Origin of the sequence: Streptomyces cellostaticus, assembly GCF_001513965.1 — a bacterium.
In the GTDB taxonomy this organism is placed as follows: Bacteria; Actinomycetota; Actinomycetes; order Streptomycetales; family Streptomycetaceae; genus Streptomyces; species Streptomyces cellostaticus.
Genome location: NZ_KQ948037.1, coordinates 84,970 through 99,425 on the forward strand (window position 1 = coordinate 84,970; position 14,456 = coordinate 99,425).

A 14,456-nucleotide genomic window follows, 5' to 3' on the forward strand; every position below is an offset into this window, starting at 1 on the left:
CGGGAGATGCGGTGCGATGGCGAAAACCCCGGGAAATCAAGGGCCGTAAGGATTCTGCGGGGTTTCGAACGGGCGCCCTTTGCCCGTTTTTATCCACAAACGATAATGCGATGCGTTATCCATTCTTTACCTTCGGCGTCCGCAACCTTCGTCGGCTTCGAGCGGTAGTCACGGCGTCCGAGACCGGACACGTCAACGTTCTCTCCCGTCGAATGGAGCACCATGTCCCTCCCCCTGACCCGCCGGATCGCCCGTGCCGCGCTGCTTGTCGCAGCGGGAGCGGCTGCCGGGGTCGGTGCGGCCGGCTCTGCCGGCGCGGCCACGAACCTGCCCGCGACCCCGGACCTGGGTGGTCTGTCCGCCCTGGACACGGCGAACGTCGGCAACGCCGGCACCACCGTCGACGGTGCCACGCAGCACGTCACCGGGCTCGCGAGTGAGGCGGGCACCCAGGCGGTCAAGAAGGCGGTGCCGACCGCGAGCCAGGCCGGTGCGACCGCGAGCAAGACCGGTGGCAGCGCCGTGAAGAAGGCGGCGCCCGCCGTGCAGAAGGCCGCCGGGGAAACGGCCGGGACCGCGGCGAAGGTCCTCGGGGACACCACGTCCACCGTGGCGAAGGGCGGGCCCGCGACCGGCAACCTCACGCCGGGCGGGCTGTCGACGAACGGTCTGTCGCCGCTGGGTGGCTGAGGCCGGCTGTCGCTGACCTGACGGCGACGGGGTCCAGGGAATTCCCTGGACCCCGTCGCTTTTTCTATGCCGTCAGGCGGGCCACCGCCGCCCGGACCCGTTCGTCCGTCGCCGTGAGCGCCACGCGTACGAACTTCTCGCCCGCCGCGCCGTAGAAGTCACCGGGGGCGACCAGGATGCCCAGCTCGGCCAGGTGGGCGACCGTGGCCCAGCAGGACTCGCCGCGGGTGGCCCAGAGGTAGAGGCTGGCCTCGCTGTGCTCGATGCGGAAGCCGTGGCCGAGGAGGGCCTCGCGCAGGAGCGTACGGCGGGCCGCGTAGCGCTCGCGCTGCACGCGGACGTGCTCGTCGTCGCCCAGCGCCGCCACCACCGCCGCCTGCGTCGGCGCCGAGGTCATCATGCCGCCGTGCTTGCGGATCTCCAGGAGGGGGCCGAGGACGGCCGGGTCGCCCGCCAGGAAGGCGGCGCGGTAGCCGGCCAGGTTCGAGCGCTTGGAGAGGGAGTGGACGGCCACGATGCCGTCGTAGGAGCCGCCGTTGACGTCGGGGTGCAGGACCGAGACCGGGTCGGCCTCCCAGCCCAGCTCCAGGTAGCACTCGTCGGAGAACAGCAGCACGCCGTGCTCACGGGCCCAGGCGACGATCTCCGTCAGCTCCTGCTTGCCCAGCACCTTGCCGGTGGGGTTGGAGGGCGAGTTCAGCCACAGGAGCTTCAGGCCCGCCGGGTCCAGGTCGCGCGGGTCGTCGTAGACCTCGTGCTCGGCGCGGGCCAGGCGGGCGCCGACCTCGTACGTCGGGTAGGCCAGGCGAGGGAAGGCCACCCGGTCGCCCCGGCCGAGGCCCAGCTGGGTCGGCAGCCAGGCCACCAGTTCCTTGGAGCCGACGATGGGCAGGACGTGGCGGTGGGTGACCTCGCGGGCGCCCAGGCGGCGCTCCAGCCAGCCGGTGATCGCGTCACGCAGTGCGGGGGTGCCCCAGACCGTCGGGTAGCCCGGCGAGTCGGCCGCGTCGATCAGGGCCTTCTGGATCAGCTCGGGGACCGGGTCGACCGGGGTGCCGACGGAGAGGTCGACTATGCCGTCCGGGTGTGCTGCGGCCGTCTTCTTGTACGGCTCCAGCTTGTCCCAGGGGAAGGTGGGGAGACGGTCGGAGACTGCGGACACAGGTCTTGCTCGCTTTCGTCGGTAACGGCAAACGCCTCGGTCCCGTACGGCGGTGATCAAGGCGATCGGGCCGTACGGGACCGAGGCGGCGCGGGCCGCTTGGCCGCTTAGGTCACTCGCCCTGCGGCGGGAGCGCGGCGACGAACGGGTGGTCGCGCTCGATCAGCCCCAGCTTGCTGGCGCCGCCGGGGGAGCCCAGCTCGTCGAAGAACTCGACGTTAGCCTTGTAGTAGTCCTTCCACTCCTCCGGCACGTCGTCCTCGTAGAAGATCGCCTCGACCGGGCAGACCGGCTCACAGGCACCACAGTCGACGCATTCGTCCGGGTGGATGTACAAGGACCGCTGGCCCTCGTAGATGCAGTCGACCGGGCACTCCTCGATGCACGCCTTGTCCTTCACGTCGACACAAGGCTGCGCGATGACGTAGGTCACGCTGTCGTTCCTCCTCGATAGGGCGCTGGCGGGCCTCCTCAGGCTCCGCCGCCTGGCGCGCGGGAGCGCGGCGTCGTCGATGCCCGCCCCTAGTATCTCCGTTCCGGGGCATGATCCGTACAGGAGGGGTGAACTGACCAGTGGAAATATCGGCGCATGGACGCCTCGAGGTCCGTATAACCGCTACTGACGTGGGCAAACGGGTCTCCGTGCGGCGGTTGAACGAGCCTGGAGAGGCGCTGGAGAAGTTCACCGACACGGTGGGTGTTCTCACATCATGGGACAACGGCGTGCTCATGATCACACGGCGGGACGGGCGGAGCGTCCGGATCGCGGAGTCCGCGCTGGCCGCGGGCAAGGTCGTACCGGCCGCGCCGGCGCGCCGCCGGGGGCCTGCCGCGAGCTACCCGGAGCTGGCGCACATCGCCGCGCGCGCGTGGCGGCCGGTGGAGAGCGAGCGACTCGGGGAGTGGGAGCTGCGGGCGGCAGTCCAGGAGGTGCCGCGCGAAGCGCGTCCGTGGGGGGCGGTGGCCGGGCGACGGGCGGGCTTCACCCGGCGGGCGAACAGTGTGCTGCCGCTCGGTGATCCCGGGCTTCCGCTCGACGCGGCCCTGGATTCCGTACGACGCTGGTACGGCGAGCGTGGCCTGCCCGCCTACGTCCAGACCGCCACCGGCGCCGAGGGCACGCAGGAGCTGCTGTGCGCGGAGCTGGAGCGGCGCGGCTGGGTGCGGGAGGTGACCGCCGAGCTGTGGACCGGGGCCCTGGCGCCGGTCGCGGACCGGGCCGAGGGCGCCGGGGTGGTGCTGTCCCGGGAGGCGGACGAGGCGTGGCTCGCCCGGTACCAGCGCAAGGGGGTGAGCGAGGTGGCTCTGCAGGTGCTCGGCAGCGGCCCGTCGGTGTGGTTCGCGACCGTGCCCGGCGCGGCGGCCGGCGAGGCTCCGGCGGCGATCGGGCGGTGTGTCGTGGACGGGCGGTGGGCCGGGTTCGCCGCGGTCGAGGTCGATCCCGGCCGGCGCCGGCAGGGGCTGGCCACCGAGGTGATGGCCGCGCTGGCCCGGCGCGCCCTGGACGAGGGCGCCTCGGCGGCCTGGCTCCAGGTGGAGGACGACAACGAGGCCGCCCGCGCCCTGTACACCGGACTCGGCTTCGCCCCGCATCACGCGTACCACCATTACCGGGCGCCGCAGGAGCACCCGGAGGACCACGCCGACCGGCACCGGACGTCGGCCGAGGCCGGCCCCGGGCGGTCGTAGGAATCGTCGTGGAAGGGCATGAGCCAGGCATGCGGCACCCCCGTCTTCCGCCTCCGTATCCGCCCCCGCCGGAGCGGTCCGCCGAGCTGCGGCGGCGGTTCGGCGAGGAGGCCCGGTCCGAGCGGCCGGACCTGTCGACGCTGTGCCTGCTGATCGGCGCGGAGGCGGACGGCTCGCTGGACGAGGCCGGCATCGACGCGGCCCAGGTGGAGCTGGACCAGCTGGCCGGGCAGCTGCCGTACCGTCCGGGCGGCCCGCACGCGTGGGCCCAGGCGCTGGGCCGGCTGCTGGGTGAGCGCTACGGGTTCTCGGGGTCGGCCGGGGACTACGAGCGGCTGGAGTCCTCGCTGCTGCACGAGGTGCTGCGGCGGCGGCGCGGGCTGCCGATCCTGCTGTCGGTGGTGTGGCTGGAGGTCGCCCGGCGGGCGGGGGCGCCGGTGTACGGGGTCGCGCTGCCGGGACACTTCGTGGTCGGGTTCGGGGCGGCCGAGGAGCAGGTGCTGGCCGATCCGTTCGACGGCGGGCGGGTGCTCACCGGGACGGATGCCGAGCTGCTCGTGCAGGGGGCGACCGGGGCGCCGTTGCAGCCCTCGATGCTGGTGCCCGCGGCGCCGGTGGACGTCGTGCAGCGGATCCTGAACAACATCCGGGCGTGGGCGACGGCGCGGCCCGAGCGGTCGGATGTCGGGCTGTGGGCCGTGGAGCTGGCCCTGCTGCTGCCCGCACATCCGGCTCGGCTGCGCTATGAGCGCGGTCAACTGCTGGTGCAGCGAGGCGAGTTCGTGCAGGGGGCCGAGGAGCTGGACGCGTACGCCCACCTGATCGAGGTCGTCGACGAGTCGGCCGCCCGCAAGGTCCGGCAGCAGGCCCACTCGGCACGCGCGATGCTCAACTGACGCGCTCGCCCGGCAGTTCGCCCGGCGCTCAGAGCCAGCCCTTGTCCCGTGCGATCCGTACCGCCTCCGCCCGGTTGCGTACCGCCAGCTTCTGGATGGCCGTGGAGAGGTAGTTGCGGACCGTGCCCTGGGAGAGGTGGAGGGCCTTGGCCAGCTCGGCGTTGGTGGAGCCGTCGGCCGCCGCGCGCAGCACCTCGCGTTCGCGCTCGGTGAGGGGGTTGGCGCCCTCGGCCAGGGCGGCCGCGGCCAGGGTGGGATCGATGACCCGCTCGCCGGCCAGCACCTTGCGGACGGCGGCGGCGAGTTGCGCGGCCGGCGCGTCCTTGACGAGGAAGGCGTCGGCGCCGGCCTCCATGGCGCTGCGCAGATAGCCGGGGCGGCCGAACGTGGTGAGGACGACGAGCTTGACCGCGGGGAACGCCCGGTGCACCTGGGCCGCCGCCTCGATGCCGGTGCAGCCGGGCATCTCGATGTCGAGCAGCGCCACGTCGACGCCGTGCGCACCGACGGCCGCCAGCACCTCGTCGCCGCGGGCGACCTGGGCGACGACCTCGATGTCGTCCTCGAGGCCGAGGAGCGCGGCCAGCGCCTCCCGGACCATCGACTGGTCCTCGGCGAGAAGGACCTTGATCGTGCTCGTCATGCCCCGGATCCTACGTCCACCGAAGTGGCCGTGGGCACGCGGGCGACCAGCCGGAATCCGTGCTTGACCCGGCCCGCCTCCAGGGTCCCGTCCGCCTTCTCCAGACGCTCGGTCAGACCGGTCAGACCGTTGCCCGGGCCGGTGCCGGAGCCGCCGGATCCGTTGTCCTCGACGGAGAGTTCGAGGACCGGGCCGTCCAGGGTCTGGCGGCGCAGCAGCTGGACGACGCACTTGTCGGCGCCGCTGTGCCGGACCACGTTGGTGACCGCCTCGCGCAGCGCCCAGGCGAGGGCGGACTCGGCCTCCTCGGGGATGCCGGCGAGGTCGGGTTCGGCCGGGACCTCGGCCGCGACACCGGCGGCGGTCAGGGCGACCTGGGTGCCGGCGAGTTCTTCGGCCAGCCGGGGGCGGCGATAGCCCGTGACGGCCTCGCGGACGTCGACCAGGGCCTGGCGGCTGACCTGTTCGATGTCGGCGACCTGCTGGGCCGCCTTGTCGGGGTGGTCGGGCAGCATCCGGCCGGCCAGCTCGCTCTTCAGCGTGATCAGCGACAGCGAGTGGCCGAGCAGGTCGTGCAGGTCGCGGGCGAGGCGCAGCCGCTCCTCGTTGGCGGCGAGCTGGGCGACGGTGGCCCGGGCCTTGCGCAGCTCGATGGTCGTACGGACCAGTTGGCCGACGCCGGTCATGGCGAAGCCGATGAGCAGGGTCAGCAGGAGCAGGTTGCGCGCCTCCTGCTCGTCGGAGTGCAGTCCGACGAGGTACATCGTGACGGCACTGGCCGGGATGGCCCCGTAGGCGGCCCGCAACGGCAGGGTCGCCCCGCAGGCCACCGAAAGGTAGATGAACAGTCCCAGCCAGGCGCTGCCGAGGGTGTAGGCCAGCACGGGAGCCAGGATGCCGAGGACCGCGATCAGGGTGACGACGATCCGTGCGGAGAACGGCCGGCCCATGTTCCGGAAGACCAGCGACAGGTAGGCCGCGACGAACGCGGCGAGGCCGAGCGAGCCGGCCACGGTGGCGCCGGTGGTGTGGTCGCCGTTGACCAGGTCGTGGATGGGCGAGCTGAGGAAGACCAGCCAGACACCGATCCACAGCACCTTGACCGTCAGCTCGCGCCGGTTGCGGGGCGGCCAGCCCACGGGCGCGTGCTCCGGGGCGCCCGCTTCCCGGTCTTCCGTCATCATGCTCACGCCTTCAGCGTGTCCTTCCGGTACAGCCAGGCCGCGCCGCCCGAGAAGAGGACGAAGTAGACGGCGAGGATGGCGATGTCCGTCGCGTGCGGGGCCTGGCTCTGTTCGATCGCCTGCCCCAGTGCAGCGTACGCGTGCGTGGGCAGCCACTTGGCGATGTCCTGCAGGACCTGCGGGAAGGTCGTGGACGGCATCCACAGGCCGCCGAGGATCGACAGACCGAAGTAGACGATCATCGTGATGGGCCGGACCGCGTCCCCGGAGGCGACGTAGCCGATGGCGACGCCGAGCGCGGCGAAGACGAGGCTGCCCGCCCAGATGACGCCGACGAGGGCGAGCCACTGCCAGGCGTCCAGGCGTACGTGCTTGATGGCGGCGGCGGCGATGAACACCACGATGATCGACGGCAGGCTCACCACGGCCGCGCTGGCGGTCTTGGCGAGGACATAGCCGCGCCCGGGCAGCGGGGTCAGCCGCAGCTGCCGTACCCAGCCGCTCTCGCGCTCCTTGGCGATGCGCTCGCTGTTGCCCATCAGGACGGCGGTCAGGGCGCCGAAGGAGGCCATGGAGACCATCAGGTAGGTGGCGACGGTCAGTCCGGTGTCGCTGACCTTCTCGTTCGAGCCGGAGCTGCTCGAAAAGATCAGGTAGATGATCGCCGGGTAGAGCACCGAGAAGAACAGGAACTTCTTGTTACGCAGGGCGCGGGCGAGTTCGAGCTTGATCAGGGCCTGCGTGGCAAATGTGTTCAGCATGACTGCTTGGCCTCCTCGGCCTCCGTGATGGCGACGAACGCCTGCTCCAGGCCGAGGCCGGCGACTTCGAGGTTGCGGGGGTAGACGCCGAGGCCGTAGAGGGCGCGGACGGTGGCGTCTGCGTCGGCGGACTGGATGCGGACGGTCTGGCCCGACACGTCGATGGAGGTGAGGAAGGGCAGGCCGCGCAGGGCGGGCTCGTCGATGTCGCCCTCCAGGTCGAAGGCGACCCTCCGGGCACCTGCCTTGGCCTTGATCTCGGCGGCGGTGCCGTCGGCGAGGAGCCGGCCGCGGTGCAGCACGAGGACCCGGTCGGCTATGGCGTCGGCCTCTTCGAGGTAGTGGGTGGCGAAGAGGACCGTACGGCCCTGGTCGGCCTGCTCGCGCATGGTGGCCCAGAAGGCTTGGCGGGCGGAGACGTCCATGCCGGTGGTCGGCTCGTCCAGGATGATCAGATCGCTGTCGCCGGCCGTGGCGAGGGCGAAGCGGACGCGCTGGGCCTGGCCGCCGGAGAGCTTGTTGACCTTGCGGTCGGCGATCTGGGTGATGCCCGCGCGGGCCATCACCTCCGCGGCCTTGTACGGCTTCGGGTGCAGGGAACAGGCCAGCTTCACCAGCTCGGCGACGGTGACGTCCTCCATCAGCCCGCCGCTCTGCAGCATGGCACCGACCCGCCCGGCGACGATCGCCTCGCGCGGGCCGGTGCCGAACACGTTCACCGTGCCGCTGTCGGCGTTCTTGAGGCCGAGGAGCAGATCGAGGGTGGTGGACTTGCCGGCCCCGTTCGGGCCGAGGAGGGCGACGGTCTCGCCCGGGTACAGCCGGAGCGAGAGCCCGTCGACGGCCCGCACGCTCCCGTACGTCTTGGTCACCTGGTCGAACCCGACCACCGGGGTGGTGGTGGCCGGTGCCGCTGTCGTTGTCATGTCCTCCATGCTGGCCGCCGGGGCCGGTGGCCCGGCAGTGTCGGCGGTCCTGGGTGCCGGATGACGGATGTCATGCGGATCGGGTGACACACACGAAGGGGCCGCCCGGCGGGTGTGCCGGGCGGCCCCTTCGAGGGCAGCAGCGTGCTAGCTCGGGTTCGTGGAGATGACGGCGACCCGGTTGGTCTTGCTGAGCAGCGCCTGGCGGAGGGCGATGTAGACCTCCTGCGGGGTGACCGGGGTCTTCTTGCCGTTGGCGCGGGTGATCAGTACGCCGTTGAAGGTCCCGCCGTAGAGCTGCTTCAGGGCGGCCAGGTCGGGCTTGTCGACCAGCTTGCCGTCCGGAGTGGGCACCACCTTGAGGAACTTCCAGAGTGAGTTCTGCGGGCTCATCAGGACCGAGTGCGCCGCATCCGTCTGCACCCTCACCTTGCCCGACATCGCCGGCTCGGCGAACTCCTTCATCTCCCGGTCGACCTCGGCGTTCGACACCGTCGGCTGCTTGGTGGTCGTCGGGACGGTGACTGGGGCCGCCGTGCCGGTCTCCACCAGGGTGCGGTACGCCTGGGTGACGGCCTGGGTCGACTGGGCCGCGTCGATGCCCTTGCCCGCCTTGCCGTACACGGCCACGGCCTTGCCGGCCTGGAAGGAGATGGTGCCGTCGGTGAGCGAGCCGGAGCCGCCGTCGGCCTGCTCGAGCGCGGCCTGGAGCTTCTCCTCGTCCACCGGCATGTCCGGCTCGACCACCCGCTTCTGCCCGAAGAGGGAGCCGACCACCGAGACGGGGTTGTAGTCGCTCTTCGCGGCCCGGCTCACCGTGCTCTGGAAGTCGAACTGCAGGCCGGCCTTGTCCGGGGTGAGGGAGACCGTCTTGCCGCCCACGGACAGCTTCAGCGGCTTGTTCACCCGGCTGCCGAAGGCTTCGTCGAGCTTCTTGACGGCGTCGTCGCGGGTGCCGCCGCCGATGTCCACGCCGAGCACGGTGGTGCCCTTGGGCACGTCGGTGTGGTTCATCAGCAGGCCGGCGCCGTAGGCACCTCCCGCGACGACGAACACGCCGACGCCGAGCAGCACGAGCTTGCTGCGGCCCTTCTTCTTGGGCTTGGCCGCGGCCTTGGGCTGCGGGGCCGGATCGGGCAGCTTGGGCGCCGTGTGGGGCACCGGCCCGTCGGGGTGCGTGCCGGTGCCGAACGGGGAGTTCCCGGCGCCCGGGATGACCGGGATGCCGCTGGTGACGGTGTGTCCGGAGACGTTGTCCGGGGAGCGGTATCCGGGCGTGCCCGGCTCGGGGGCCGGCTTCTGCGGGGTGAGGATCGCGGTGTCGTCGCTGAGCCCCCCGCCCGGGACGCCGGGTCCCGCGAGGGCGCCGGGGGCGAGCGGGCCGCCCTGGCCGTTACGGCCGTGCGCGCCGCCGGGCAGGTGGTGGCTGCCCGTGTCGCCGTAGCCGCCAGGACCGTCGAAGGACTCGCCCAGGTCCCGGTCCAGGTCGCTGAGCGCGCTCCTCGGAGCGGCCTGCGGGGCGAACGGTCCGTCGCCGGTGACCGGGCCGCTGGTGGGGCCCGCCGGGCCCTGCGGGCCGCGGCCGCCCTGGCCGCTGCCCGCGTTGAAGCCACTGGACCCGCCGGGTCCGCCGGGACCGTTCGTCCCGCTTGCACCGGCGCTGCCGCCGCCCAGGCCGCTCTGTCCGCCGTTCTCCGAGAAGTACGGCAGATCGTCGCGGCTCGGTTCCTCGCTGCCGGGCGCGCCGGAACGGGAGCCGCCCAGCGGGCCCGCGGCCAGCGCCTCGGTGACGTCGAAGGAGCCGGTGCCGCCGCCGTGGCCCGGGGCCACGGGGCCGCCGGTGGCGCCGGGCAGGCCCGAGCCGTTCGTACCGCCGGGCCGGACGCCCGGCGCGCTCATGGAGCCGACCACACCACCGGGGCGGCCGCCGCCGGGGCGGGCGCCGGTGGCACCGGCCGCGCCGGAGGCACCCTGGCCACCGGGCCGGGCGCCCGGCGTGCTCGCGGCGGCTGCGGAACCGCCCGGCGTTCCGGCGCCGTTCGTGCCGCCGCCGCCCGGACCGCCCTTGGGCGCGCCGGACTTGCGGGGCGCGAACCAGTCGCTGGTCTTCTCCTCGGCCTGCGGCCCGGGCTCGGCGGGCGGCTCGACGGCGCCCGCGGGCGGCGCGGCGGCGGGGGCCGGCCGCGTCTCGGCGGGCGTGTCGTCCCCGACGGCCTCGCCGTCGGGGACGGGCTTGCGCACGACGACCGGCGGGATGGGCCGCGATCCGGGGATGTTGATCCGGATCCGGGTCGTCAGCGTGGTCTCGGTCTTGCGTTCCTCCGGCCGGGCGGCCGAACGGCCCGCATCCGTACCGGCGTCGGAAGCCATGGGGGTGCCGTACGGCGGCGTCCCCGAGGGGTATGCGGCTCCGCCGCGCCCGTTGGGCCCGGAGGACGGAGTGTCAGTTTCACGACTCAAGGCAGGTTCTCCCGGTTGGCTCCGCCGCCCGTTACGACCTCAGCGGGCAGCTCGGCGGCGCGCACCACCATACTGTCCACGTCTGGTGCGTATCCCATGACCGCCGCGGAAACCCACACCGGACTCGCACGTGCGCCGCACAGCGAAGTGGTACGTCACTTGCCAAGTCGGACGGAGCCGCCGTCGGGTTGCCGACCGGGGGCAAGGGTGGCGCAGATCACAGCCACGGCCATACCACCGAGCAGGAAGAGGTAGGAGCCGCCTCCCGCGCCGAACAGGAAATCGCCCTCCGGACGGCTGGCGGTGAGCAGGAGAACGGTGAGGATCCAGCCGACGACCGGCGCGACCGCCCCGCCCCGGCCACCGAGCGCGTACGACCCGCCGACGAAGAGCCCGGCCGCGCCCGCGAGAGCGAGCAGCAGCCCGCCCGGGAACCAGGCGGCCTGCAGCAGGGCCCCGGCGAGCGCCACGAGCGCACCGAGCAGGAACAGCCCGAGGTAGGCGGCCGCCCGCCCGAGCGAGGGGAGCTGCAGCGGCTGGGCGAGCAGGGAGCCGCGTCCGCCCGTGCTCATGACGCCCCCTCGATGCCCGCGAACAGGTCGGTCTCCCCGGGCTGCGCCTCGCCGCGCACCAACTCGTAGTACTCGGTGGTGAACAGCGGCTGGGCCAGGTCGTTGGAGAGGGCGAAGTACGGCCGGCCGGGGGCGACCTCGATCTGGGTGACGTGGGCCCGCATCGCGGCGGCCTTGGCGGCTGCGTACGCGGTGCCGTCGACGGCGGTGGTGATCCGCTCGTCGTCGACCACGCCCGGTACGTCGGCCACGGAGCCGCTCTTTTCGAACGGCAGGGTGGGCAGCTCGTCCTCGAGGCGGGCGAAGGCGGCCTCGGCGACGGAGCGCGGGACCCGGTTCCAGTAGACCTTGGCGATCCGGTGACCCCGTTCGGCCGCCAGTTCGGCGGCGCGCATGGCGACGCGGTGGGCCTGGATGTGGTCCGGATGGCCGTACCCGCCGTTGTCGTCGTAGGCGACCAGGACCTGTGGGCGGATCTCCAGGATCACCTCGGCGAGGGAGGCGGCGGCGGCGTCCACATCGGCCTGCCAGAAGCAGGCCGGGTCGTCGTTGTCCGCAATGCCCATCATCCCGGAGTCGCCGTAGCGGCCCGCGCCGCCGAGCAGCCGGGAGTCCTCGACGCCCAGCTCACGCAGGGCCGCGGCCAGCTCGCCCCGCCGGTGCGCGCCCAGGGCGGCACCAGTGAGATGCCGCGACTCGGACGGGATGACCTCCCCGCGCTCGCCCAGGGTGCAGGTGACCAGGGTCACATGGGCACCCTCGGCCGCATACCTGGCCATGGTCGCGCCGTTGTTGATCGACTCGTCGTCCGGGTGCGCGTGCACCAGCAGCAGACGCCGGGCGGGCAGTTCCGTCATGGGACCACCCTACGAGGTCCGTGCCGGGTCGGCCGTCAGAACTTGATGCTGCTGATCATGCTCGCGACGTTCGTCGTCAGCTCACTGATCGTGGGGGCGACGGTCGAGGAGGCGAGGTAGAAGCCGAGCAGGACGCAGACCACCGCGTGGCCGCCCTTCAGCCCTGACCTCCTGATCAGCAGGAAGACGATGACCGCCAGCAGCACCACCGCCGAAATCGAGAGTGCCACGGCGGCTCACCTCCAAAGATCCCAGGGACGCGGGGGGGGGTTCGGACTATGGGGGTTGTCACTCGGTTGTGGATCAGCAGAGCAAATCCATGCGCACGCCAGCGGGTTCATACCCACTCAGCGGTAGTGATCATAACTATCCGTACTCGCGCATCGCTCGGCGCACGGCCGCACAAGGGGGCGCATGGCCAATATGGTCGGAGTATGACGACCGAGGCTGACTCCTTCCCCCGTCGGCACGCCCGTACGCAGCGGTTCACGCTCGGCGCGCCGCGTGCGTTCACCGTGGCACCCGACGGTTCGCGTGTCGCATTCCTGCGTTCGAGCTCGGGCACGGACCGGGCCAACTCCCTGTGGATTCTTGATCCGACGGACGGCACGGAACGGCCGGCCGCCGACCCGCGCTCCCTCCTCCACGGCACCTCGGAACAGCTCTCGCCCGAGGAGCGGGCGCGCCGGGAGCGCAGCCGGGAGGGTGGTGCCGGCATCGTCGGCTATGCCACCGACGCGGCCGTGGAGTTGGCGTCTTTCGCCTTGTCGGGGCGGCTTTTCACGGCCGAGCTGCGGGCCGGTACGGCACGCGAACTCCACGTCCCCGGCCCGGTGATCGACCCGCGGCCGTCGCCCGACGGGCGGCACGTGGCGTACGTCGCGCAGGGCACCCTGCGGGTGGTGGGCGCCGAGGGTGAGGGCGACCGGGCGCTGGCCGAGCCGGAGTCGGACGCGGTCACCTACGGACTGGCCGAGTTCATCGCGGCCGAGGAGATGGCGCGTTCGCGGGGCTTCTGGTGGGCCCCGCAGTCGGACCGGCTGCTGGTGGCGCGCGTGGACGACACGCCGGTGCGGCGGTGGTGGATCGCGGACCCGGCCCACCCCGAGCGTGAGCCACACCACGTCGCCTACCCCGCGGCGGGGACGGAGAACGCGGACGTACGCCTGTTCGTCGTCGGTCTCGGCGGGGAGCGCACGGAGGTCGTCTGGGACCGCGCACGCTACCCGTATCTGGCACGTGTGCACTGGTCAGAGGCGGGGGCGCCGCTGCTCCTGGTGCAGGCGCGAAACCAGCGCAGCCAGCTGTTCCTGGCGGTGGACCCGGACTCCGGGGCGACCCGGATGGTGCACGCCGACGAAGATCCAACATGGCTGGAACTTTTCGCCGGTGTGCCCTGCTGGAACCCGTCCGGGCAACTTGTCCGGATCGCGGACGAGGGCGGCGCACGCGTGCTCGCGGTGGGTGAACGTCCCTTGACGGGGCCACAGTTGCACATCCGTGCCGTGCTGGACGTGGGCCCCGGCGATGTGCTGGTCGCGGCGTCGGCGGGCGAGGAGGCCGAGTCCCCGCAGACCGGCGAGGTCCATGTCTACCGGGTGAACGAACTCGGCGTGGAGCGCGTGTCGCAGCAGCCCGGCGTGCACACGGCGGTGCGGGCCGGGGACGTGACGGTCCTGGTGTCCGCCACGCTCGACAGGCCGGGCTCGCGTGTCCAGGTGCTGCGTGACGGAAAACCGGCGGCGACTGTCCTGTCGTACGCCGAAGATCCCGGTTTGTCCCCCAGCGTGCACCTCACCGAGGGGGGCGCACGCCGAATTCCGTGCGCCGTGCTTATGCCTACGGACTACCCCGGCGACACGCCCCTTCCGGTCCTGCTCGACCCCTACGGCGGTCCGCACGGCCCCCGCGTGGTGGCCGCGCACAACGCGCACCTGACCTCGCAGTGGTTCGCCGACCAGGGCTTCGCGGTCGTCGTCGCCGACGGCCGGGGCACCCCCGGCCGCTCACCGGCCTGGGAGAAGGCGGTCCACCGCGACTTCACGCTCACCCTGGACGACCAGATCGAGGCCCTCCAGGACCTGGCCGGCCGCTACCCGCTGGACCTGTCCCGGGTGGCGATCCGCGGCTGGTCCTACGGCGGCTACCTGGCCGCCCTCGCCGTCCTGCGCCGCCCCGACGTCTTCCACGCGGGCATCGCCGGCGCCCCGGTCACCGACTGGCGTCTCTACGACACCCACTACACCGAGCGCTACCTGGGTGACCCGGAGAAGGACCCCGAGGCGTACGTCCGCAGCTCCCTGGTGACCGACGCGGGCCTGTCCTCCCCCGCCGAACCGCACCGCCCGCTGATGATCGTCCACGGCCTGGCCGACGACAACGTGGTGGCCGCCCACACCCTGCGCCTGTCCTCGGCACTGCTCGCCGCGGGCCGTCCGCACGAGGTGCTCCCGCTGTCCGGCGTCACCCATATGACCCCGCAGGAGCAGGTCGCGGAGAACCTGCTGCTGCTCCAGGTGGACTTCCTCAAGCGTTCGCTGGCATAACCGCACAAACCGCCGTGAACTGCGTTTACACGCAGGCAACTTCACGGAAGCGGTACCGATATACGGACGC

At 72.4% G+C, this 14,456-nt stretch carries 14 protein-coding genes; 4 read left to right on the forward strand and 10 right to left on the reverse strand.

The window, feature by feature from the left end:
- Nucleotides 1-222: 222 nt before the first annotated feature.
- Nucleotides 223-690 (forward strand): ATP-binding protein, encoded by a 468-nt coding sequence (locus tag AQI88_RS32415; protein WP_067006006.1) that lies wholly within the window; start codon nt 223-225, stop codon nt 688-690.
- A 64-nt stretch (nt 691-754) separates the two neighbouring features.
- On the opposite strand, the gene AQI88_RS32420 is transcribed toward AQI88_RS32415, so the two are convergent.
- Nucleotides 755-1,852 (reverse strand): bifunctional succinyldiaminopimelate transaminase/glutamate-prephenate aminotransferase, encoded by a 1,098-nt coding sequence (locus AQI88_RS32420; protein WP_067006008.1) that lies wholly within the window; start codon nt 1,850-1,852, stop codon nt 755-757.
- Between the two features lie 112 nt (nt 1,853-1,964).
- Complete coding sequence (gene fdxA / locus AQI88_RS32425) at nt 1,965-2,285, reverse strand: ferredoxin (RefSeq protein ID WP_014674796.1); 321 nt, start codon at nt 2,283-2,285, stop codon at nt 1,965-1,967.
- Between the two features lie 140 nt (nt 2,286-2,425).
- Between fdxA and AQI88_RS32430 the strand changes: the two genes are divergently transcribed.
- On the forward strand, nt 2,426-3,541 hold the full coding sequence (locus tag AQI88_RS32430) for a GNAT family N-acetyltransferase (protein WP_079057953.1): 1,116 nt from the start codon (nt 2,426-2,428) through the stop codon (nt 3,539-3,541).
- 29 nt (nt 3,542-3,570) lie between these two features.
- Nucleotides 3,571-4,437, forward strand: a complete 867-nt coding sequence (locus tag AQI88_RS32435) for a transglutaminase family protein (protein ID WP_067006010.1) — start codon at nt 3,571-3,573, stop codon at nt 4,435-4,437.
- 28 nt (nt 4,438-4,465) lie between these two features.
- Here AQI88_RS32435 and AQI88_RS32440 read toward each other — a convergent pair whose 3' ends face one another.
- The 8 genes from AQI88_RS32440 to AQI88_RS32475 all read right to left on the reverse strand — a co-directional run bounded on the left by AQI88_RS32440 (nt 4,466) and on the right by AQI88_RS32475 (nt 12,070).
- Nucleotides 4,466-5,080: a response regulator transcription factor gene (locus AQI88_RS32440; protein WP_067006012.1), complete on the reverse strand. Its 615-nt coding sequence runs from the start codon at nt 5,078-5,080 to the stop codon at nt 4,466-4,468.
- Nucleotides 5,077-6,261 (reverse strand): sensor histidine kinase, encoded by a 1,185-nt coding sequence (locus tag AQI88_RS32445; RefSeq protein WP_067006119.1) that lies wholly within the window; start codon nt 6,259-6,261, stop codon nt 5,077-5,079. Before AQI88_RS32445 ends, AQI88_RS32440 begins: the two co-directional genes overlap by 4 nt.
- A gap of 5 nt (nt 6,262-6,266) precedes the next feature.
- Nucleotides 6,267-7,025, reverse strand: coding sequence for an ABC transporter permease (locus tag AQI88_RS32450; protein ID WP_067006014.1), 759 nt, complete (start codon nt 7,023-7,025; stop codon nt 6,267-6,269).
- Nucleotides 7,019-7,951 (reverse strand): ABC transporter ATP-binding protein, encoded by a 933-nt coding sequence (locus tag AQI88_RS32455; protein WP_208615964.1) that lies wholly within the window; start codon nt 7,949-7,951, stop codon nt 7,019-7,021. The genes AQI88_RS32450 and AQI88_RS32455 overlap by 7 nt, the downstream gene beginning before the upstream one ends.
- Before the next feature lie 147 nt (nt 7,952-8,098).
- Nucleotides 8,099-10,411, reverse strand: coding sequence for a hypothetical protein (locus tag AQI88_RS32460; protein WP_067006018.1), 2,313 nt, complete (start codon nt 10,409-10,411; stop codon nt 8,099-8,101).
- A gap of 155 nt (nt 10,412-10,566) precedes the next feature.
- Nucleotides 10,567-10,983, reverse strand: a complete 417-nt coding sequence (locus tag AQI88_RS32465) for a DUF6113 family protein (protein WP_067006021.1) — start codon at nt 10,981-10,983, stop codon at nt 10,567-10,569.
- Complete coding sequence (gene mshB / locus AQI88_RS32470; protein ID WP_067006023.1) at nt 10,980-11,840, reverse strand: N-acetyl-1-D-myo-inositol-2-amino-2-deoxy-alpha-D-glucopyranoside deacetylase; 861 nt, start codon at nt 11,838-11,840, stop codon at nt 10,980-10,982. Before mshB ends, AQI88_RS32465 begins: the two co-directional genes overlap by 4 nt.
- A 35-nt stretch (nt 11,841-11,875) precedes the next feature.
- A complete protein-coding gene (locus tag AQI88_RS32475; protein ID WP_067006025.1) occupies nt 11,876-12,070 on the reverse strand; it encodes a hypothetical protein in 195 nt (64 codons plus the stop codon).
- Between the two features lie 204 nt (nt 12,071-12,274).
- Here AQI88_RS32475 and AQI88_RS32480 point away from each other — a divergent pair, with 204 nt between their 5' ends.
- Entirely contained in the window at nt 12,275-14,386 is a 2,112-nt protein-coding gene (locus AQI88_RS32480) for a S9 family peptidase (protein ID WP_067006027.1), read from the forward strand.
- Nucleotides 14,387-14,456: the final 70 nt, after the last annotated feature.